At 62.2% G+C, this 18,934-nt stretch carries 14 protein-coding genes and 2 pseudogenes; 7 read left to right on the forward strand and 9 right to left on the reverse strand.

Translation table 11 applies throughout. From position 1 onward, the window contains the following. Positions 1 to 117: 117 nt before the first annotated feature. Together ACFQPG_RS07360 and ACFQPG_RS07365 are read right to left on the reverse strand one after the other, a co-directional pair. A complete protein-coding gene (locus tag ACFQPG_RS07360) occupies positions 118 to 582 on the reverse strand; it encodes a transcriptional regulator (RefSeq protein WP_380811483.1) in 465 nt (154 codons plus the stop codon). 43 nt (positions 583 to 625) lie between these two features. Then, positions 626 to 949, reverse strand: coding sequence for a hypothetical protein (locus ACFQPG_RS07365; protein WP_380811484.1), 324 nt, complete (start codon positions 947 to 949; stop codon positions 626 to 628). Positions 950 to 1,382: 433 nt separating this feature from the next. Here ACFQPG_RS07365 and ACFQPG_RS07370 point away from each other — a divergent pair, with 433 nt between their 5' ends. Continuing rightward, positions 1,383 to 4,223 (forward strand): hypothetical protein, encoded by a 2,841-nt coding sequence (locus ACFQPG_RS07370; RefSeq protein ID WP_380811486.1) that lies wholly within the window; start codon positions 1,383 to 1,385, stop codon positions 4,221 to 4,223. A gap of 57 nt (positions 4,224 to 4,280) precedes the next feature. Here the strand turns inward: ACFQPG_RS07370 and ACFQPG_RS07375 are convergent, their stop codons facing one another. Together ACFQPG_RS07375 and ACFQPG_RS07380 are read right to left on the reverse strand one after the other, a co-directional pair. Then, positions 4,281 to 4,526, reverse strand: a complete 246-nt coding sequence (locus ACFQPG_RS07375) for an antitoxin Xre/MbcA/ParS toxin-binding domain-containing protein (RefSeq protein ID WP_380811488.1) — start codon at positions 4,524 to 4,526, stop codon at positions 4,281 to 4,283. A 407-nt stretch (positions 4,527 to 4,933) separates the two neighbouring features. Beyond that, the gene (locus ACFQPG_RS07380) at positions 4,934 to 5,224 is read right to left on the reverse strand and encodes a hypothetical protein (protein WP_380811490.1); all 291 of its coding nucleotides are present in this window, start codon (positions 5,222 to 5,224) and stop codon (positions 4,934 to 4,936) included. 327 nt (positions 5,225 to 5,551) lie between these two features. On the opposite strand from ACFQPG_RS07380, the gene ACFQPG_RS07385 reads away from it, so the two are divergent. Continuing rightward, positions 5,552 to 5,869 (forward strand): hypothetical protein, encoded by a 318-nt coding sequence (locus tag ACFQPG_RS07385; protein WP_380811492.1) that lies wholly within the window; start codon positions 5,552 to 5,554, stop codon positions 5,867 to 5,869. Positions 5,870 to 6,268: 399 nt separating this feature from the next. Then, positions 6,269 to 6,604 (forward strand): hypothetical protein, encoded by a 336-nt coding sequence (locus ACFQPG_RS07390; RefSeq protein WP_380811494.1) that lies wholly within the window; start codon positions 6,269 to 6,271, stop codon positions 6,602 to 6,604. 303 nt (positions 6,605 to 6,907) lie between these two features. On the opposite strand, the gene ACFQPG_RS07395 is transcribed toward ACFQPG_RS07390, so the two are convergent. The 3 genes from ACFQPG_RS07395 to ACFQPG_RS07405 form a co-directional block, all read right to left on the reverse strand. Then, positions 6,908 to 7,168 carry a hypothetical protein gene (locus tag ACFQPG_RS07395; RefSeq protein ID WP_380811496.1) on the reverse strand — a complete coding sequence of 87 codons (261 nt, stop codon included), beginning with the start codon at positions 7,166 to 7,168 and terminating at the stop codon, positions 6,908 to 6,910. A gap of 103 nt (positions 7,169 to 7,271) precedes the next feature. Then, a complete protein-coding gene (locus ACFQPG_RS07400) occupies positions 7,272 to 7,742 on the reverse strand; it encodes a GreA/GreB family elongation factor (RefSeq protein ID WP_380811498.1) in 471 nt (156 codons plus the stop codon). Positions 7,743 to 8,480: 738 nt separating this feature from the next. After that, positions 8,481 to 9,182 (reverse strand): type 1 glutamine amidotransferase domain-containing protein, encoded by a 702-nt coding sequence (locus ACFQPG_RS07405; RefSeq protein ID WP_380811500.1) that lies wholly within the window; start codon positions 9,180 to 9,182, stop codon positions 8,481 to 8,483. A gap of 171 nt (positions 9,183 to 9,353) precedes the next feature. Here ACFQPG_RS07405 and ACFQPG_RS07410 point away from each other — a divergent pair, with 171 nt between their 5' ends. From ACFQPG_RS07410 to ppsA, 3 genes are all read left to right on the forward strand, one after another. Then, a complete protein-coding gene (locus tag ACFQPG_RS07410; RefSeq protein ID WP_380811502.1) occupies positions 9,354 to 10,445 on the forward strand; it encodes a zinc-dependent alcohol dehydrogenase family protein in 1,092 nt (363 codons plus the stop codon). A gap of 74 nt (positions 10,446 to 10,519) precedes the next feature. Then, entirely contained in the window at positions 10,520 to 11,275 is a 756-nt protein-coding gene (locus ACFQPG_RS07415; protein WP_380811504.1) for an SDR family oxidoreductase, read from the forward strand. Between the two features lie 7 nt (positions 11,276 to 11,282). Then, entirely contained in the window at positions 11,283 to 13,763 is a 2,481-nt protein-coding gene (gene ppsA, locus ACFQPG_RS07420) for a phosphoenolpyruvate synthase (RefSeq protein WP_380811506.1), read from the forward strand. Here the strand turns inward: ppsA and ACFQPG_RS07425 are convergent. Next, positions 13,720 to 14,094 (reverse strand): annotated as a pseudogene (locus tag ACFQPG_RS07425) (universal stress protein); the annotation flags it as partial. The gene ppsA and the pseudogene ACFQPG_RS07425 overlap by 44 nt on opposite strands. A gap of 78 nt (positions 14,095 to 14,172) precedes the next feature. On the opposite strand from ACFQPG_RS07425, the gene ACFQPG_RS07430 reads away from it, so the two are divergent. After that, positions 14,173 to 16,668: a cation-translocating P-type ATPase gene (locus tag ACFQPG_RS07430; RefSeq protein ID WP_380811508.1), complete on the forward strand. Its 2,496-nt coding sequence runs from the start codon at positions 14,173 to 14,175 to the stop codon at positions 16,666 to 16,668. A 50-nt stretch (positions 16,669 to 16,718) separates the two neighbouring features. Here the strand turns inward: ACFQPG_RS07430 and ACFQPG_RS07435 are convergent. Continuing rightward, positions 16,719 to 18,848 (reverse strand): annotated as a pseudogene (locus tag ACFQPG_RS07435) (copper-transporting P-type ATPase); the annotation flags it as partial. Positions 18,849 to 18,934 lie beyond the last annotated feature (86 nt).

The following is an 18,934-nucleotide window of genomic DNA, read 5'->3' on the forward strand; positions in this document are numbered from 1 at the left end:
TCAGCATGTCGAGTTGATCTGCTGAGAGAGTAAGGCCCTTCCCACGTGACAGCGCTCTCGAGACCTTGCGGTCGAGATCTACGATTGCGACAGGGAAGGGCCGGTGGACACTCATGATCAGCCAGAGGTCTTCTTGCGATCAGGGAGGGGCTCGTAGACTGCCTTGAGAATATGAGAGATGCGATCAGCGCGGATGGGCTCATCGTGCGAGATCAAAGCTTCAACGAGGAGGTGAATACCCGGCTGAACCAACGCGTTTACGCGAATGCGGATCAATCCATCCGCCTGGGCCGTCGACTGCACACCCTCCGTTAGATCCATCGAAGCTGACCTGGTGGAAAGTTGCTGCAAAGCAGTCGGATCTAAGTCGAGAGCCATAGCGATGCGATTGGCATGCTCGCGGCTGAGAGGAATCTGACCGCGCACGATGCGGCTGATAGTGTACCGGGGAAGTTTTGTGGCTCGGCCCAGATCTGACTGGTTCCAACCGCGACGGCTTAGTTCGTCCTGTATGAGCTTGGCCTGCATCTGACGGTGGAGATCGGTTTTTCCCGGATCACTTTTGGCCCCAAGATTGGTCACGTGCCCTGCCTCTTCGATGTCGCATTCTGTAGCTAGCACGATGCTACAAATTGCGCAATCTAATGATTACCGCCCAGCAAAGTTCGTAGACTTCTCGTGCAGGGGAGGCCTGTTCTTGCGCGCGCTCGGAAAGGAAGATCTCGTGCTCGCAGAGACGCATGATAATCTTCAGCATATCGCGTAGCAGGCTGGTCGATGGCGCGCTGAGCATGTTGGCGTCCAGGCTATGATACAATGACATACGTGCAACGGGAGAGCTGATAAGTTCGGTTGCAGGTGCGCCGCGCTTCCCCATGACACTCAGCGCCAGGCTCAGGGGCGCGTTCGGGTGTTCAAGGATTGCGTCGAGTTTCTCAGTCAAATCCATGTTGCATGTTCTCGATTTCGGCTTCCGTCACACCCCCATGTGTGCCTGTTGCCGCTGCTGTCCATACTTGTTGCACCGGCACCGTATTAATACGGATGCGAGGCTGCGGCGTTCTCTCACCGTCGTACGGCAGAACTATGGCCGTTGTTGCATGTGTGTAGCCCTGAGACATAGGAAAGACCGCTGCATCAGTGGCACCTTTCCCGCAGACATAACTGCGCTGCCTGGAAAGACTTTCTAGGCCACAAGTAAGCAGAAATCGATCCCAACGAGACGCGAGAAACCAACGATTATGGCCTGAAGAACTCAAGATACGCTTTTCCCGTGAGCATCGCCTGTGAGTCCTTGCCCGTACGGCTCAGTGGGAAAGCGTCGGACAAGCCGCACAAGAAACACGTTGCCTTGCTGTCGCAAACGGTGCGACAATGTCGCCATGGATATGCTTACTGGTTCAATTGCGCGATCTGCCGATTATGGCCTGAGAGGCCGCACGGTCCGTGCGCAAATTACCGATCGCGTTCAGGAACTGGGAGCTTTGCTCAGAGAGCGCGGACTTGCTGTGCCGGAATCAACCCGCAATCCGGGGAGCCCTCACGTTGAGCTTATCGCGTCCCTTGTGAGCTCCAACGCAGCGTCGTTCGGCATGACCAATGGCCGCCCCTCGCGCGGACGGGTCGCCCTCTACGATCTAGTTAAAGAGCTTGGTTTCTGTGAGGCGAGCGTCGTCAAATCCTCCTTTGCAAGGTCGCCATCGAACATACGATCGCAGAAGCTCGACCACGCTATGGAGTCTTTGCTCAATTGGGCCGACGCTCTGCGTAGCTCCGGAGGGCGAGTGCCTCTCAATGGGGATGTTCCGAGCTTCAGTCTGATAAGCAGCATCGTCGATGTGCCGGCCGTCAAGCTCGCCAACCCCGCGCTCCCCTATCGCAGCTTCCTCCTGGCCCTCGCCGATGAAATCGGCGTCGTAGATCATGATATCGCTCGGAGGACGCTGGAAGGTAGTCGTGCGGACAACGCAACAAGTGCCCGAGTGCGCCGCCTCGCCGATTACCTTACCCATTCCTTTGTCCAAGCCGATCGACCGCTTCCGGAGTCCAGTCGCGTACCCGGCAAACCGCCTTATCGCGCTCTCTGCTCGGCTGCCGGTGTGAGCTGGAAGTCGAATAGTCGAGACGATGAGTTGCGTACCCTCATAGATCGTACGGGGCTCCTCGTGGGCGTGGGGCTGGACCGTTATCGTCAGAAAGCCACTTCTGACCTTCCAACCTACGAGGAGATGATCGAACTAGGCGGCCAGTGGTTCGCGCTAGAATCAGGATCTAAGTCAAGTCAGTCAGTCGCGAGGTTGCGCTGGGCTTTGCGGCATCTGCTTCGTGAATGGGGAGCAACCGAAGCAGATCGTCTCCACGAAGACTTTGTCCGACGATGCCGAGATGAGGCCCGGAATATTGCTGAGCGAATCGAAAATCGTGACACGCGGCGCCACTGGCTACGAGAGATCGAGAGGTGGCAGGCGTACGTCGGTCGAGTCATCGACAGCCAAGGCACACAATTGCCGGACACACTTGGTGGGGCGGTGCAGGCCCTTCTTAGGGCTAGTCCCTTCAAGAACATAGTCGAGCTAGCTCGCTCCGCGAACGTCCTTGAGCATATCGACGCAATCCGGGGCTGGATCGCGCAAGATCGAAATTCATTCCGTACCGAAACTAGCGTCGTAGAGAGATTGGAAGTCGCATTAGGAGTCGAGGTGGGAACGCTGACAGGTCGGCTTAGGCGCATCGTACGGCCTACGCGTGGTCACATTCGCTCTGAGTTCTGGCCACCTTCTTTGGATTCCAACGTGCTCCGCAAGGCTGCTCGCCCGTTCTTGCCCCTGAATTTCGCGTACATGCCTGAGGGGCAGAGGGAAGAATTCGGCCGGCAGATACGCCTCGAATGGGAAGGCCAGCTCGAGCATCGTCAGAAGCTGCGGGATGCTGAGCATTGGCAATTGCATCCCTTCCCCTCAGGGCTGAAAGAGGAAATCGCAGAGCTTGTCGATTTCAAAACCACCTCAGTACCAGAGCACCCACGTCGCAAGCCGTGGAAGGCTGGGACGGTAGACCGGAGTATCGCCACCCTCCGCGAGCTCTTCAGTGCAATGACTTTAAGCCCCAAAGACGGTGGGTTGGGGCTTAATCCTGAGCAACTGTGTCTTGCTCACCTTATCTCGCCACAAGTTGTTCGTTGGTACAGTCGGTGGTTGGCACAGCGCTACCCGAAAGGGCTAAATCTGGGTGCTCGCGTGAACCTTGCGCTCTTGGGGTCACTTACTGCCAGGGAGAAGAAGGTCAGAGTGCACATCGAGCCTGTGAAGGGCTATCTGCATTACAAATCAGCGCTTGCAGAGCGGCTTCGGGCGGTTGAAGGTCTTCTTACGAGCGTTGAAGTCACCGACATGCAAACTCCGGAAGGCTGGGCTCTGGCGGTCTCAGCAGCGAATTCTCAAGTCTGGCAAATCTTCTTAGGGCAGAACGAACGGTTCGCCCCAACTCGGGATCCCTTCGAACCTATTCTACCGATCCTTGAGTCTGATAGGCCACTGGACGCACTCTACACGATGCTTGAGCTGGCATATCACGACCTTCCGGATCGGGAATCTACTCCAGCTACTACTCGCGCGATCGCAGTACGATCGTTCGTCTTGGCCCTCATTGCCGTGCGTACGGCGTTGCGACGTAAGAACCTCGGCGAAATCACATATCGTGCAGATAACCGCGGAAAGCTGAAGTTTGACGGTGGAGTTTGGAAGATAGAGATACCAGCGCACGAGTTTAAGAATGAGGATGGATCATTCTTTGGCGTTCGTAAGGCAAAGTATAGCTGCTCTCTTGAACCAGAAGACAACGAGATCATCAACGAATACGTGATGGTATCAAGAAAGGTGCTGGGCGATTATAAAGACTGGCTCTTTGTTTCGAATGGAGGGTCCAGACGAACTGATGACCTTCTCTACCAAGAGTTCCAAGAACTCACATGGCGTTATCTGGTTCACCATCAGGTCACCGGAACAGGCATCATGGGTGTCGAGCGTTTCGGCTTGCATGCCGTCCGGGACATCACGGCCACCCACATCCTGAAAATGACGGCTGATGTAGGGCTTGCTGCAGACGCCCTCCAAGACACCCAGGAGATGATTCTAAGGCACTACGCCCACTACTTGCCAGATGATCGAACCAAACGCGTCCGGCGCTTCTTTTCAGCCGACTTACCGCGTGCCGCTTGGGGGTGAGACGCTTGCGAAATGGTTCAAGCTGGCTGAGGTCCAGTAGTGCCGTGGCGAGGCCTGCTACCAACGCTTTGGGGGAGCCGCTGCCTTGCCGTTCCGGTTTCGCGGCAAGACAGGCACTCCAAATGCACGATCGGTAAGCTCTTCGATCACCCAATTAGCGCCTTTGTGCGTTTTCGCGACCTCTATTGGAGCCTTACCCCCAAAGACGGCACTTGATCGCGTAAGATACTGCGAGACAGCCTCATCTGATTTGTAGACTAACCTAGCCCACTCTCGAACTCGATCCTGCGGTTTGCTCGCCATCACGTGGAGGTAGGTTTAGAAACCTGTCTTGCAAGCGAACGAAAACACGCTGGCCACACAGCCGTGAGCTTGGCCATTAAGGGCACTCAGACGTCAGAGGTGAGATCGCCAGTGCACCTCAGAAACGATTGAGATGGGTACGACTTGACCCCGCATCTCAGCAGCCCTGATGATCTTATTGCCGAAGGAAGAGTGCTTCCAAGACTCTGTAGCGTACGAGCCGATGACGAGCACATCTGTACGCTTGGTGAGCGTAACGCTGGTGCCGCCTCGATCCTCGACTGCCCTAGCGCAGTCCTTCCGTTGTCCGAAACTGAAGGTGCCAGTGAAGCAGAATGAGCGGCCCAAAAATGAGAGTACTGGGGCAGGGCTGCATAACGGCAGAGAGGAGGACCTCATCGCTTCTCCTAACTCGATGTCTGATGCCGTGAAGCTTTCGAGCGTGTTAGAAGGTCAATGCGCTCATCTTCGTCAGCAATCCCATCTTGGAGAATTCCTTCAATCCGATTGTAGAGCAACCGGATCATCGGGTGCGTGCTGATCGACAAGTTGCCGACCAACCACTTTTCTAGAAACGTGACCTCTGCCTCGCTCACCACGCCATCTGCGATTACGCCGCGAGCCAACCCGATGAGCTCGTCAATCTGGCGAGATTCCAATCGACCATTGTTCAGGCGGTTAAGTAGCTGCTCGTTCATGTCCATTGTTCCTTGGAGAGCAAAGCGCAGGCGCGTTGTCGTCTCCTGAAGGTGTCAGGATTGCGAGAGCCGTCAACCTCAAGGATGCCCGAGGAAAGCGCTTGCAGGCTGGCCGGTCTTCTGTAAGCCCTTTAGTGCCGACGGAGAAAAGCCGTTGGCGGGGCGTGGTAACCCCAGGATGCTGTCGACCGGTCGCGAGCTTTGCGGCCGGGTGGCCGTCGCGCATGTCCAAGGCTCGCCTAAAGGCGGCGGCGCCTGGAGCGACAGCCTAGGTTGCCAACACCCGGCTCTGCGCCGGTCCGCCCCAACCGAGATTGGAGGACCGGTATGCTTTTCTACTTTCCAACTGAGATCAAGCTGCCCGACTTGCCTGCGGCGCTCACGCAATGGTTGCACCTTTTGCATGGCAGCCCGCTAGACGCAGTCTCACAACTTCAGATCTCCGTGCTCGGCTGGAAAGGGGACAATCGTTACGAATTACGCGGCAGCGGAGGCTTCGACTCCTACATCATCTTTGATCGAAGCTTTGATGCCGGCGATGAGCCACTGCGCGAATGGGTACCGCGACTTTCGAGCAAGCTGTTTGATGATGAGGCCCAGGCCCGCTCACCAGAATGGTTCGAACGACCCACGGAGAAGCGCTAAGATGGCAATCCGTCATATACCTGAGGATGAGCTATTCCGTCGCTTAGATGCTTGGTTGGCAAGGCAGGAGAGCCCGCCCACACTCTGGGACGTAGTCCGGCAACAGGACGGGCTGATCGCAGCCGCTTACATCACTCGCGTCTTCCGCAAGGCAGCTCGAGAGGCGGTACTCAGTCGTGAGCGCCTTCGAGAGCTACTGCAACTGACTCTACTAGCCTTCGGCGGGGATGCAGCGGAAACTGAGCGCTTCTTGCGGGCACCCTCGCTGCTATTTGGCCGATCGCCGCTGGAGGCTACCGTAGAGTCTAACGATGGCATGGATGAAGCTCTGAGAACCTCGCGATACCTCTCCAAGAGCATGCTTTGAGCCTGTTCGACCGGATAGCTGGATCGTGGAGCTTGACGGCTGACGAGCGCCAAAGACTGCTTGGTGCCGATATGGAAAAGGTCGAGCGTTGGCGCGCCCAACCCTTTAGGGTTCCGCTGCGCCTGGTGGTTCTATCGATTTCGCTACTGATGACGCACAAAGCGATCCTGAAGGTGATTGGCGAAGGCGGGGCAGCCGGTGAGTGGCTGAGGGTGACAAGGCTGCTGGCACCCTTCAACGGTGATAGCACGCTTTCACTGATATTGGCGGAAGGACGACGTGGAATCGTATTGCTCCGAGATCACCTTGATCAAGAGGCAATCGCAGGTGAGCTGCCCGAGATGCAGCATGGCGGCGAGACTGCTTAGTCCTAATCTGCCAGCGCAGCCGGCGACATGGCTTGGGTGAAACTTGGGTGAATCTGGTGCAGGTTTCTGCCTTGTTCTACTTCTGTTTCGACGCTAGTATTTAATAAAACCGCTAATTCGCGCCCTTTTTGCATTCGTGACTTGCGTTGACATCGCAGGGGTCGCAAGTTCAATCCTTGCCACGCTCACCATTCCCTCCCCGGAAAACAGCGACTTAGAAGATCCTGTCCGATGTGGACAGCTGCGATCGTTGGTGCCTTAGGTCTTTAAGCAACAAGGGGTCGCTTAGGCCCTGCCGGATGATCACTCCTCCCTGGCGCCCCCAAGCAAGTCCATAAGGTTTCGTGCAGCATTACGATCAACTTCGTCCTCGAAGGTGACGTCCAGGTCGGGCGCTTGGCCCAGCATGTACAGGACCGACCAGAGCGCAAAGCGCCGTTGACGATCCGTCTCCAGGCCGAGATCCACCCGAAGCCGATCCGTGCCGCTCTCCATGACCGCGGGCGAGACCTCCGACAGGTCGGAAGCCCCGAAGTAGCGCTGCAGGAGATCGTCGAAGTTCATTCGTGAGGTCTAGCGGGCGATCGGACAGCTGTAATTGGCACTCTGGTTGAAGCCGACCAAGGAGCGCCGCCTCGAACGTCCATGCATCGTGGAGCCTAGACGTTCAGCGTGCATAGACTGAGGGCTCGACGGCGATGATGGTGAGAATGTGTCCGCCGGGGAGATCGATTTCGTCACCAACCTGGGCGCCAAGCATCGCCCGCACCAGTGGGGCAGTGAAGCCGACGCGGTCCGTGGCCGGCTCGCTCTCGTCGTGTCCGACGATCTCGATCGTCCGGGACTGACCTTCGCGCTGGTAGGTCACGCGGCAGCCAATCGCCACTTGCTCGCCGGTCGGCGCGGCGATGAGTTGGGCGCTGGCTTGGCGGGCGCGCCAGTAACGCGCCTCCCGTTTCACGGCACTACGCTCCTCTTCCGAAAGCGGATCTGTCAGGCGGGCCTCGAGCTCCGAAACGCGTGCCTCGATCAGCGACAGCCCCCGTGGTGTGACGAGATTCGGGCCGGGCGGAATCGGCAGCTCGAACTTGGGCTCGAGATGCTCCTCGTCGCTCTCGCGGCGGAAGGCGACGCTCATCGGACGGACTGTGCCTGGCTCATGTGCGTCAAGGTAGAGGTATCTGCTTCGGCTGAAAAGGTGACGGTGCAACGCAAGCGGCAGGAAGCAGCGACCGGTACAAGACGATCAAGCGCCCCCGATATGTGCAAGTCTTGCCCGAGGAAGAAAGAGCGGTTCGGCGCTGCCGCAACCGCAGCGAGGAAGTATTGGGAGAAATTTCTCGGTTAGCCAGAACAGCGCTCATCGGAACGGGACGGCTACGCGAGCGCAGCTCCAGTCGTCTTCTTGATCAATAGCCAAAGCCATCGTCGGGCAGCTGAACGTGGCTCCCCTCGCGCGCGTCCCGATCCAAGGTTGAAGTCGATGACAGCCCATATCCTGTCATGACGACAAGCGAGCAGAGCATGAAGAAGGTACGCAACACTCATCCCCTTTGAAGGTGATGAGAAGGAAACCTCGTGGAGGACGTTCGATTTCAAACATCTCGCTTCCGAACCGATCCCGAACTAAACCCCCTGGTCTCGATATCCTTCTTGCTGCTGCTCTGCGAAGCTGAGAAGATCTCAGACTGGGATCCTGATGATGGCTGATCTTGAACCCATCACGCGAGAGGTTCAGGAAGTCTACGTCGACTGGCCGTCTGTGGTACGTGAGAAGCTTCGCCGGGTGGGACATATCGATCCGCTGAGATTCACGCCTCCTTTCCACTGGCATGCCGTCCATCTCTTCACCAATTTTCGGGATGGCTAACATGGACTAGGCGTTCGCGCTCGCCATCTCCGAGGTGAGAGCTTCCAGCAAGGCTTCGGCCGTCGGTTCGCTTGAGGCCGGATTCTGGCCGGTGATGAGCAGACCCTCACGGATCACGTGCGGCTTGAAGGCCTCGGTTTTGCTGAAACTCGCGCCAAGCTGCTTCAGAACGTCTTCGAGCAGAAACGGCACGACTTCCGTCAGCCCGACCGCTTCCTCCTCCTCGTTCGTGAAACCGGTAACGCGCTTGCCCGCGACGAGCGGCCTGCCATCGTCGCCAGTGACGCTCTTCAGCACGGCCGGAGCGTGGCACACAAGGGCGACGGGTTTGCCATGTGCGAGCGTCTGCTCGATCAGTGCCTTCGATCGCGCGTCCTCGGCCAAGTCCCACAGCGGTCCATGACCACCTGGATAGAAAACGGCATCGAAATCTGACGATCGAATGGAATCTAGGCGTTCGGTCGACGCCAGTTGGGCCTTCGCCTCCTGATCGCCCTTGAAGCGGCGCGTGGCCTCGGTCTGCGAAGCTGGTTCATCGCTTTTGGGGTCGAGAGGCGGCTCGCCGCCCTTCGGACTCGCGAGCGTGATCTCGTGTCCGGCGTCCTTCAACACGTAATAGGGGGCGGCGAACTCCTCAAGCCAGAACCCGGTCTGCTTGCCTGTATCGCCAAGCCGGTCATGGCTTGTGAGAACCATCAGAATTTTCATTGAAGCGCCTCCGTACCGTTCCCACGCCCCCGATCACATGGGGACGCAAGCGTTCGCTTTCCACCTCGCTGAGTACCGCCCCGGCGCTTTAGCGCCTCGCCGCGAGGCCTTGTCCCGGATGCGGCGACTGCTTGAGGACTACCGACGCACGAAGGCCAAGCTAAAATTTGAATGGCCCGGGCCGGTGACCTGCGTATCATCTTGATCGCCTGGTCGATCGCGCTGCTGATCCGCCCCTTCGGCCTGCTGCGGGCGTGGGAAAGGAGGCTTTCAATGCCGACCTTGCATGGGATGCGACTTGAGATTCCACGCGAAGCGCTGAGGCCGTTCGAGCGGCCACTGACAGCGCCCCTGGGCAGGCAATTGTTAATCGAGGTCTCAGCCTGCGGGGTTTGCCGGACCGACCTTCATGTGGCGGACGGAGAGATTCGCGGCAGGCTGCCCATCGTGCCGGGACACGAGATCGTCGGCCAGGTGATCGCTCTTGGTGAGGACGCGTCCGGGTGGGAAGTGGGGGACCGTGTCGGGGTCCCCTGGCTGGCATGGACCTGCGGAACGTGCCCCTACTGCCGGGAAGGGCGCGAGAACCTGTGCGACAAGGCCTTATTCGCTGGCTTCACCCGAGACGGCGGTTATGCGACGCACTGCCTGGCCGAGGCGGATTACTGCCTGCCGATCCCGGACGTGTTCGGCGATGCCGAAGCGGCGCCGCTGCTGTGCGCCGGATTGATCGGTTACCGTGCCTACCGAATGGCAGGGGCCGGGGAGTGCCTTGGTCTCTATGGTTTTGGCGCGGCCGCGCACATCATCGCCCAGGTCGCAGTTTATCAGGGGCGGAGCGTCTTTGCCTTCACTCGGCCGGGCGATGCGGCCGGGCAAGGGTTCGCGAGAAGGCTCGGCTGCGTGTGGGCCGGCGGCTCCGACGAGCCAGCGCCTGAGCCGCTCGACGCGGCGATCATCTTCGCGGCCGTCGGACCGCTCGTGCCTCAAGCACTTAGGCAGGTGCGCAAGGGCGGCCGAGTGGTGTGCGCCGGCATCCACATGAGCGACATTCCCGCTTTCCCTTACTCACTCCTTTGGGGCGAGCGCAGCATCTGCTCGGTTGCCAATCTGACCCGGGATGATGGGCGCGCCTTCATGAAGGTCGCGTCGGAGGTGCCAGTGCATACCCATGTGCACACGCTCCCGCTGGCGCAAGCGAACGAGGCTCTTGCCAGGCTTCGCGCAGGGGAGGTCGAGGGGGCGCTCGTTCTGCGCCCCTAGGCTTCCGTATTCTTCCGGAGTGCGTGGCCGATCGGCTTCCCGCATGATTTCCGGAGCACAGCAGGAGGTCGGTCATGCCGGCAATCAGGGTGGCGCTGGTGACGGGGGCGAGTTCCGGAATTGGCCGGGCCACCGCTTTGGCCTTTGCTCGGGCAGGCTATTCGGTGGTGGTCGCCGACCTTGGCGAGGAGGGTGGGCAGGCCGCCGCGGCAGAATGTGTACAGCAGGACGGCGCCGAGTGCATCTTTGTGCGCTGCGATGTGGCCGATGAGGACAGCGTGCATGATCTCTTCGCCGAGATCGGGGGCCGCTATGGCCGACTGGATGCAGCCTTCAACAATGCGGGGATCGAGGGGCATCAGGCGCTCACGCACGAATGCACCGCCGGCAACTTTGATCAGGTCGTCGCAGTGAACCTGCGCGGTGTGTGGCTGTGCATGCGCGAAGAGGTGCGGATGATGCTGGCTGCCGGCCGTGGAGCCATCGTCAATTGCTCCTCCGTCGCGGGGCTGATCGGACTGCCGAGCATGCCGGCCTATGTCGCCTCAAAACATGGAGTTGTTGGGCTAACTCGGACGGCTGCGCTGGACTACGCCAAAGCAGGCATCCGCGTGAATGCCGTGTGCCCCGGCGCGATCCAGACCCCGATGCTCGAACGCTACATGGCCGGGACGGCGGCCGGCCGCGAAGCGATGGAGAAGACTGAACCAATCGGCCGCATCGGCCGACCGGAGGAGATCGCCAGTGCCGTGCTCTGGCTATGCAGCGATGGCGCGAGCTTCACGACTGGGCAGGCCCTGGCCGTCGACGGCGGCTGGACCGCGGCTTGAGGGAGTAATGCCGATGCAAGGCCTGGTGCTGCCGCTGGAAAGCGTCGGGAAAGGGGACGTTGCGTCCGTCGGCGGGAAGAACGCTTCGCTCGGCGAGATGCTGAGTGAGCTTGGGCGCGGGGGTATCCACGTACCGTCGGGATTCGCGACGACCGCCGAGGCTTATCGCAGACTGCTGCGTGAGAACGGGCTGGAGCAGCCGATCCGGGATGCGCTGGAGCAGTATCGAATTGGGAAGGCCAACCTTCGCGAAACGGGCGGGCGCGTCCGGTCCTTGGTCCTAAACGCGGCTTTCCCGCCGGAACTCGAGCACGGCATCCGCACGGCGTATGAGAGACTCTGCAAGGCGGCCGGGCAGCGCAATCTCGCCGTGGCGGTCCGCAGCAGCGCTACGGCGGAGGATCTCGCGGAGGCAAGCTTCGCCGGCCAGCAGGAAAGTTTCCTCAATGTGCGAGGGCTCGATGCGCTGCTCGACGCGTGCCGCCGCTGTTATGCCTCCCTCTTTACCGACCGCGCGATCACCTATCGCGAGCTCAAGGGCTTCGACCATCTCGACGTCGCCCTGTCCATCGGCATTCAGCGGATGGTCCGGTCCGACAAGGCGGGTTCAGGGGTCATCTTCACGCTCGATCCGGACAGCGGCTTCCCTCGCGTGGTGGTGATCAGCGCTGCCTGGGGCCTTGGCGAGATGGTGGTCAAGGGCGCGGTCGATCCAGACCGCCTGACCCTGTTCAAGCCGTTGCTCGAGGCGGACGGCGCGGTTCCGATCATTGGCAGGAGTCTCGGCGCCAAGGAGCGTAAGATGGTGCTCGGCCGCTCCGGCGAGCGCACGCGGATCGTGGCGACAAGCGGGCGCGAGCGGCGGAGCTTTGTCCTGACTGACGAAGAGGCACTGCAGCTCGCCCGCTGGGCCGCAACGATCGAGCGGCATTATGGCCGGCCGATGGACATCGAGTGGGCCAAGGATGGCCTCACCGGCGAGTTGTTCATCCTCCAGGCTCGGCCAGAAACGGTGCATTCCACGGCGGAGGGTGGCAGCTTCGACATCTACCGCCTGAAAGGAAAAGGGCCGGTGCTCGTAAGCGGAGCGGCAGTGGGGCAGGGAATCGTCAGCGGCCCAGCGGCGATAGTGCGGACCCCGGCGGACGCGGAGCAGCTCGCGGCGGGGTCGGTCCTGGTGGCGGAGGCGACGGATCCTGACTGGGTACCGGCGTTGCGGCACGCAGGCGGCATCGTCACCGACCATGGCGGCACCACCAGCCATGCTGCGATCGTCAGTCGCGAACTCGGCATTCCGGCCGTGATCGGCACCGGCAACGCGACACGCCTTCTGCGGAACGGCCAGGAAGTGACGCTGTCCTGCGCGAGCGGCGAGCGCGGGCTGGTCTATGCGGGGGCACTGCCTTTCACGCGTGAAACGCTGAACGTCGGGAGCCTGCCCGAGCCGCCCGTCGACGTGATGGTCAACATCGCCGATCCCGGCGGTGCATTCCGTTGGTGGCGGTTGCCGGCAAAAGGTGTTGGTCTGGCGCGAATGGAGTTCATCATCAGCGCGCTGATCCGCCTGCACCCGATGGCGGCGGCGCACCCCGAGCGGCTGACGGCGACGGAGCGGAGAAGAGTCGAGCAGCTGAGTGCCGGCCATGCGTCCCCCGCCGACTATTTTGTGGACAGGTTGGCTCGCGGCATTGCCACTCTCGCGGCGCCCTACCACCCGCACCCGGCGATCGTGCGCCTCAGCGACTTCAAGACCAACGAATATGCCGGACTGCTTGGCGGAGCGGCGTTCGAGGAGGCGGAGGAGAACCCGATGCTCGGGTTCCGCGGCGCGTCCCGGTACTACAGCGACCGCTACCGCGACGGCTTTGCGCTGGAGTGTCGTGCGCTCAGGCAAGTGCGTGAGGAGCTTGGCTTCACCAACGTGATCGTCATGGTCCCCTTCTGCCGCTCACCGGCCGAAGCCGACCGCGTACTCGCGGAAATGGCCAAGCACGGCCTGCAGCGCGGTGAGAATGGCCTGCAGGTCTATGTGATGTGCGAGATCCCATCGAACGTGATCTTGGCCGACGAATTCGCAAGACGGTTCGACGGCTTCTCGATCGGCTCCAATGACCTCACCCAGCTGGTCCTCGGCGTTGACCGCGACTCCGCCTTGCTGGCAGAACTATTCGACGAGCGCGACGAAGCCGTGATGCGGATGGTGACGGACACCATCGCCGGTGCGCACCGCGGCGGGATCAAGGTTGGCATCTGCGGCCAGGCTCCCAGCAACTCGCCTGAGTTCGCCCGCTTCCTGATCGCGCGGGGCATCGACTCCATCTCGCTTAACCCGGACAGCTTCGTGACGACGGTGAAAGCGCTCAGTCGGATGAATCCTCCTGCGAGCGCACGACCAGCACCGAACAGGACGCGCGCCGCGCGATCCGGGCGCCATGGGCTGTCAGCAGGTGGTCCTTCGGCCCGGGTCGGTGCGACGCGAGCACGATGAGGTCGGCATCGACATCCTCGGCGATGGCCAGCACGCCGCTCGCCACGGAGCCGCCCGCGATCTCGACCCGCACCGCGCGGTCGAACAGCTCTTCGGTGATGGAGATGAGCTTTGACCGCAGCACGTCCCCGAGGTTCCGATAACCGATCCCCGACCACTCCGAGCGCATCATCGCTGTCGTGTCAGGCACCACCGAGCCGACGATCAGCTCCGCTCCGCAGGCATCTGCGAGGAGTGAGGCGGCCGGGAAGGCCTGAAGGGTGCGGGGTTCGTCGGGATCGACTGCGACGAGGATGCGCTTGAACATCGTCTGTCCTCCAGCAGGGTCCATCCTGCAGCAGGCGCCAAGTCATGTCTCTCCGGAAATTGGCCTAGTCGCCCAAGGACCTTTGCGCTCTAAGGTGGGCGCATGGATTTGACCGCCTCCGTTGCGGGCTTGAACTCGGCCGAAGCGGAGGCGCGGCTCTCGCAGTTCGGCCCGAACATCCTGGCAGTCGCCCGGCGGCGCTCGCCCTGGACAATCGTGGTCGAGACGGTGCGCGAACCGATGCTGCTGCTGCTCGCTGCTGCTGCGGGCCTCTACCTTCTCTTCGGGGACCTTGCGGAGGGCCTGTTCATGACGGCGGGCGCGTGCTTGTCCGTGCTCATCTCCATCGCCCAGCAGGTGCGCAGCGAGCGGGCGCTCGCAGCGCTGCGCAGGCTGGCCGAGCCAAGGGCGGAGGTTATCCGCGACGGTCGAAAACGGACGATCCCGGCGGCGGAACTGGTGTCCGGTGACTTGGTCCTGGTATCCGAAGGTGGACGGATCCCGGCGGACGGGATGCTCGTCTCCGGTGATGCCCTGGAAGTCGACGAGTCGATCCTGACCGGGGAAGCGGCGGCTAACACCAAGGTTCCGGCGGACCCCGGAGCGGAAGCTAGTGGTGGGGCTCTTGGCGAAGCGCTTGGCTCTGCGCTTTACGCCTCCACTATGGTGATCCGCGGCCAGGGAGTTGAGCAGGTCACCGCGACCGGACAGGCGACGCGGGTCGGTCGGATCGGGTGCGAACTGTCGGTGCTGCAGGAGGAGCCGACCCGGCTGCAGCGGGACATCGCTCGGCTGGTGCAGCGGATCGGTGCCCTCGCCGTGATCTTCTGCGTGGCGGCGGCGCTCTCCTATGGGCTGCTTCGCGGCGACTGGTTCGGCGGGATGCTGGCCGGGCTGACGCTGGCCATCGCGCTGGTGCCCGTGGAATTCCCGATGGTGTTCCTCGTCTTCCTGGCGCTTGGCGCCTGGCGGCTGGCCAAGCGGAACGTGCTGGTGCGGCGTTCGGCGGTCATAGAGACGCTCGGCGCGACGACCCTGCTGTGCGTCGACAAGACCGGCACCATCACAGAGAACCGCATGCGGCTGCACAGCATCTGGCGGGAGGGCGCCGGCCACCGCCTCGACGGAGCGCCGGTGGACTGCCGCGAGCCTCTGCTGCGTATGGCGCGGCTAGCGTCAGCGACGCACCCGAACGATCCCATCGACGCTGCAATCCATGCCGCCATGAGCGGCTTGGGCGAGCGGGCGCCGCTACGTTCCTTTCCCTTGCGGCCCGACTTTCTCGCTTTCGTCCAAGTTTGGGGGCAGGACGATGCCAGCATCCTCTATGCGGCCAAGGGCGCACCGGAGACGATCCTTGCGCTTTGCGACATGGCCGAAGGTGAGCGGAGGCAAGCCGAGGCCACCGTGCAGCGCCTGGCTTCGAATGGGCTGCGCATCCTGGGAGTAGCAAGCGCTCGCTTTGGCGCCGACCCGGAGAGCGATCCCGGCAGTCTCCGGTACCGCTTCGAAGGGCTCCTCGCGTTCGAGGACCCGCTGCGCGGTGATGTCCCGGCCGCTTTCGAGGAGGCGCGTGCCGGGGGCGTGACGATCGCGTTAATCACCGGTGACTATCCGGCGACAGCGCTGCACGCGGCGAGAGCGGCCGGAATCGACGTGTCGGCCGGCGTGCAGACGGGCCCGGAATTGTCCTCTACTGCGGTGAGACCGGAGATGCGGGTGTTCGCGCGCATCGCTCCGGAGCAGAAGCTGGCGATCATCCGGGCCTTTCAGGCAAGCGGACAGATCGTCGCCATGACCGGCGACGGCGTCAACGACGCGCCGGCGCTCGCGGCCGCGGACGTCGGCCTCGCCATGGGGCAGCGGGGAACGGACGTGGCGCGGGAAGCGGCCGACCTCATCCTGCTTGACGACCGGGCTGCTTCGATCGTTGACGGGATTGGTCTCGGCCGCCGGATCTTCGCCAACCTTCGCGCCGCGCTCATCTACATTGTGGCGGTCCATGTCCCGGTTGCCGGGCTGGCGCTGCTGCCGCTGGTGCTGGGCTTGCCGATGATCTTCTATCCGGCGCACCTGGTCCTTCTGGAGCTACTCATCGACCCGTTGTGCGCGTTGGTATTCGAGGGCCGGGCCAGCGAAAGGGAATTGATGCGCCAGCCTCCACGGCGCATCGCCGAGCCGCTGTTCGGGTCGGCACAGCTGGGACAGGCGGCGGTGCAGGGGCTGACGGTGCTGGCGGTCCTGTTCGTCTTCTACTTTCTGCTCGTTGGCGGCGGAGGTGCAGTCGGGGAAGCGCGCTTCGCTACGTTCACGGCGCTGGTGTCCAGCCATCTGGCGCTGGCATGGCGGGCCGCGAGCGTAGGCAGGGGAGGCGCCTCCTTTCCGAGAAAGGTTCTCCTGGCTCTCAGCGCAGGTGCAGGGCTGGTGCTTGCCGTAGCCGGTCTGGTGCCGGGGCCAGCCGGGATACTGCATTTCGAGCCAACCAGCCTATCGCTTGCCGCGGGCGCGGTCGGGCTGGGCTCACTTACGGGCTTCTGGCTGGCTCCTGCGGCAGGCGGGCGAGTTCGTGGGGTCAGGCCAACGCTGCCCCACCGCTGAGAGCATGGCGACCTCGGAGCGGCGGCGTCCGTCCGTCTGGTTGAAGTCGGTCATGGCGTCACCTCGAGCCTGACCCGGTTGAGCCGCAGCGAGTTGCCGATCACCGCCACCGAGCTGAACGCCATGGCGGCGCCGGCGATGATCGGGCTGAGCAGCAGGCCGAAGGCAGGATAGAGCACACCCGCCGCGATCGGCACGCCGGCCGCGTTGAACACGAAGGAAAAGAACAGGTTCTGCCGGATGTTGCGCATGGTGGCGCGGCTTAAACGTTGGGCGCGGACAATGCCGCGAAGGTCGCCCTTCACCAGCGTGACATGCGCGCTTTCCATGGCGACGTCGGTCCCGGTGCCCATGGCAATGCCGACGTCCGCTGCGGCGAGCGCCGGTGCGTCGTTGATCCCGTCTCCTGCCATGGCCACTCGGCGGCCATCACGGCGCAGCTTCTCGACCATTGCCTGCTTCTGATCGGGAAGCACGTCTGCCAGCACCTGGTCGATCCCGCCGACGCCGCGAGCAATGGCCTCTGCCGTTCGGGCATTGTCACCCGTCATCATGACCAGATGCACGCCCTGGCGACGAAGCTCCTGCACCGCTCCGGTTGCGCTCTCCTTGAGAGGGTCAGCCACTGCCAGAAGGCCAGCAAGCGCTCCGTCGATGCCAACGAACATCACGCCTTGGCCATCGGTGCGAAGTGCATCCGCTCGGCTGCCGAGCGGGGCCGTGTCGATGCCGTTGTCCGCAAGCAACCCGGCGTTGCCAAGCAAGGCGGCCCGGCCATTTACGGTGCCGGTTACGCCCTTGCCGGTGACCGAGGCGAAATCGGTGCTGTCAGGTATGGTGAACCCGCGTTCCCCGGCGCCTGTGACAATGGCAGCCGCAAGCGGATGCTCGCTGCCTCTTTCCAGGGCAGCGGCGAGGCGTAGGACTTCATCTTCGGTGAAGCCCGGCTGCGCCTCTACTCCAGTGAGCTTCGGCTTGCCCAGCGTCAGGGTGCCTGTTTTGTCGACCACCAGCGTGTCGATCTTCTCCATGAGCTCCAACGCTTCGGCATTCTTCACCAACACGCCGGCGCTGGCGCCGCGGCCGGTGCCGACCATGATTGACATGGGCGTGGCGAGACCAAGCGCGCACGGGCAGGCGATGATCAGCACCGCAACCGCATTCACCAGCGCGTGGCTGAGCCGCGGCTCCGGACCCACCAGTGACCAGGTAATGAAGGTCAGCACCGACACGAGCACCACGGCGGGCACGAACCAGCCGGACACCTTGTCGGCCAGGGCCTGGATCGGAGCACGTGACCGCTGGGCCTCGGCGACCATGCGGACGATCTGAGCAAGCATCGTGTCGCGTCCCACCCGCTCTGCCCGCATCAGCAGAGCGCCGGTGCCATTGACGGTGGCTCCGGTGACCTTGGCTCCAGCTTCCTTCTCGACCGGCACCGGCTCGCCGCTGATCATCGATTCATCCACGGAGCTGCGGCCTTCCACGACCACTCCGTCGACGGGGACTTTCTCGCCTGGGCGGATGCGCAGCAGGTCGCCAACCGCAACCTGCTCCAGCGGAACGTCCTCTTCCCGCTCATCGCGCACTCGGCGAGCGGTCTTGGGCGCGAGGCCGAGCAGGGCACGGATTGCGCGGCCAGTTGCCGAACGCGCACGCAGTTCCAGAACCTGACCAAGCAGCACCAGCGTCACGATCACCGCCGCCGCTTCAAAATAGACGGGCACCAGCCCACCCATGGTGCGGAGTGTTGGTGGGAAGATACCCGGAAGGACTGTCGCAACGACACTGTAGCCGTACGCCACTCCGACGCCGAGGCCGATCAGACTGAACATGTTCAGGTGCCCGCTCTTCAGCGAACTCCAGAAGCGCTGGAAGAATGGCCAGCCGCCCCACAGCACCACCGGGGTCGCAAGGAGCAGCTGCACCCACAAGGACTGCCGCATCGGCAGGAACTCGATCCCCGCCAGTTCCGCTCCGAGGGTCAGCAGCACCAGCGGAACAGATAACCCCGCGCTGACCCAGAAGCGCCGAGTCATGTCGATCAGTTCAGGGTTGGAGCCATCCTCGAGATTCGGCTCGAGCGGCTCCAGGGTCATGCCGCAGATGGGGCAGTTGCCTGGATGATCCTGCCGAATTTGCGGATGCATGGGGCAGGTCCAGGTCGTGCCGGAGGCTACGTCAGGTCCTCGCGTGACGGGCTCGGCCGTTGCAGGGTGGTCGTGGCACTTTTCAACCATCGGCTGCTCCGTTGAACATCCGGAAA

It is taken from the genome of Sphingomonas sp. GCM10030256 (assembly GCF_042666415.1).
GTDB lineage: Bacteria > Pseudomonadota > Alphaproteobacteria > Sphingomonadales > Sphingomonadaceae > Sphingomicrobium.

What these genes read in the sequence shown, in the direction of transcription:
- ACFQPG_RS07365 (WP_380811484.1), bottom strand. Translation starts at nt 949, where the DNA reads ATGGATTTGACTGAGAAACTCGACGCAATCCTTGAACACCCGAACGCG.
- ACFQPG_RS07370 (WP_380811486.1), top strand. Translation starts at nt 1,383, where the DNA reads ATGGATATGCTTACTGGTTCAATTGCGCGATCTGCCGATTATGGCCTG.
- ACFQPG_RS07375 (WP_380811488.1), bottom strand. Translation starts at nt 4,526, where the DNA reads ATGGCGAGCAAACCGCAGGATCGAGTTCGAGAGTGGGCTAGGTTAGTC.
- ACFQPG_RS07380 (WP_380811490.1), bottom strand. Translation starts at nt 5,224, where the DNA reads ATGAACGAGCAGCTACTTAACCGCCTGAACAATGGTCGATTGGAATCT.
- ACFQPG_RS07385 (WP_380811492.1), top strand. Translation starts at nt 5,552, where the DNA reads ATGCTTTTCTACTTTCCAACTGAGATCAAGCTGCCCGACTTGCCTGCG.
- ACFQPG_RS07395 (WP_380811496.1), bottom strand. Translation starts at nt 7,168, where the DNA reads ATGAACTTCGACGATCTCCTGCAGCGCTACTTCGGGGCTTCCGACCTG.
- ACFQPG_RS07400 (WP_380811498.1), bottom strand. Translation starts at nt 7,742, where the DNA reads ATGAGCGTCGCCTTCCGCCGCGAGAGCGACGAGGAGCATCTCGAGCCC.
- ACFQPG_RS07405 (WP_380811500.1), bottom strand. Translation starts at nt 9,182, where the DNA reads ATGAAAATTCTGATGGTTCTCACAAGCCATGACCGGCTTGGCGATACA.
- ACFQPG_RS07410 (WP_380811502.1), top strand. Translation starts at nt 9,354, where the DNA reads ATGGCCCGGGCCGGTGACCTGCGTATCATCTTGATCGCCTGGTCGATC.
- ACFQPG_RS07415 (WP_380811504.1), top strand. Translation starts at nt 10,520, where the DNA reads ATGCCGGCAATCAGGGTGGCGCTGGTGACGGGGGCGAGTTCCGGAATT.
- ppsA (WP_380811506.1), top strand. Translation starts at nt 11,283, where the DNA reads ATGCCGATGCAAGGCCTGGTGCTGCCGCTGGAAAGCGTCGGGAAAGGG.
- ACFQPG_RS07430 (WP_380811508.1), top strand. Translation starts at nt 14,173, where the DNA reads ATGGATTTGACCGCCTCCGTTGCGGGCTTGAACTCGGCCGAAGCGGAG.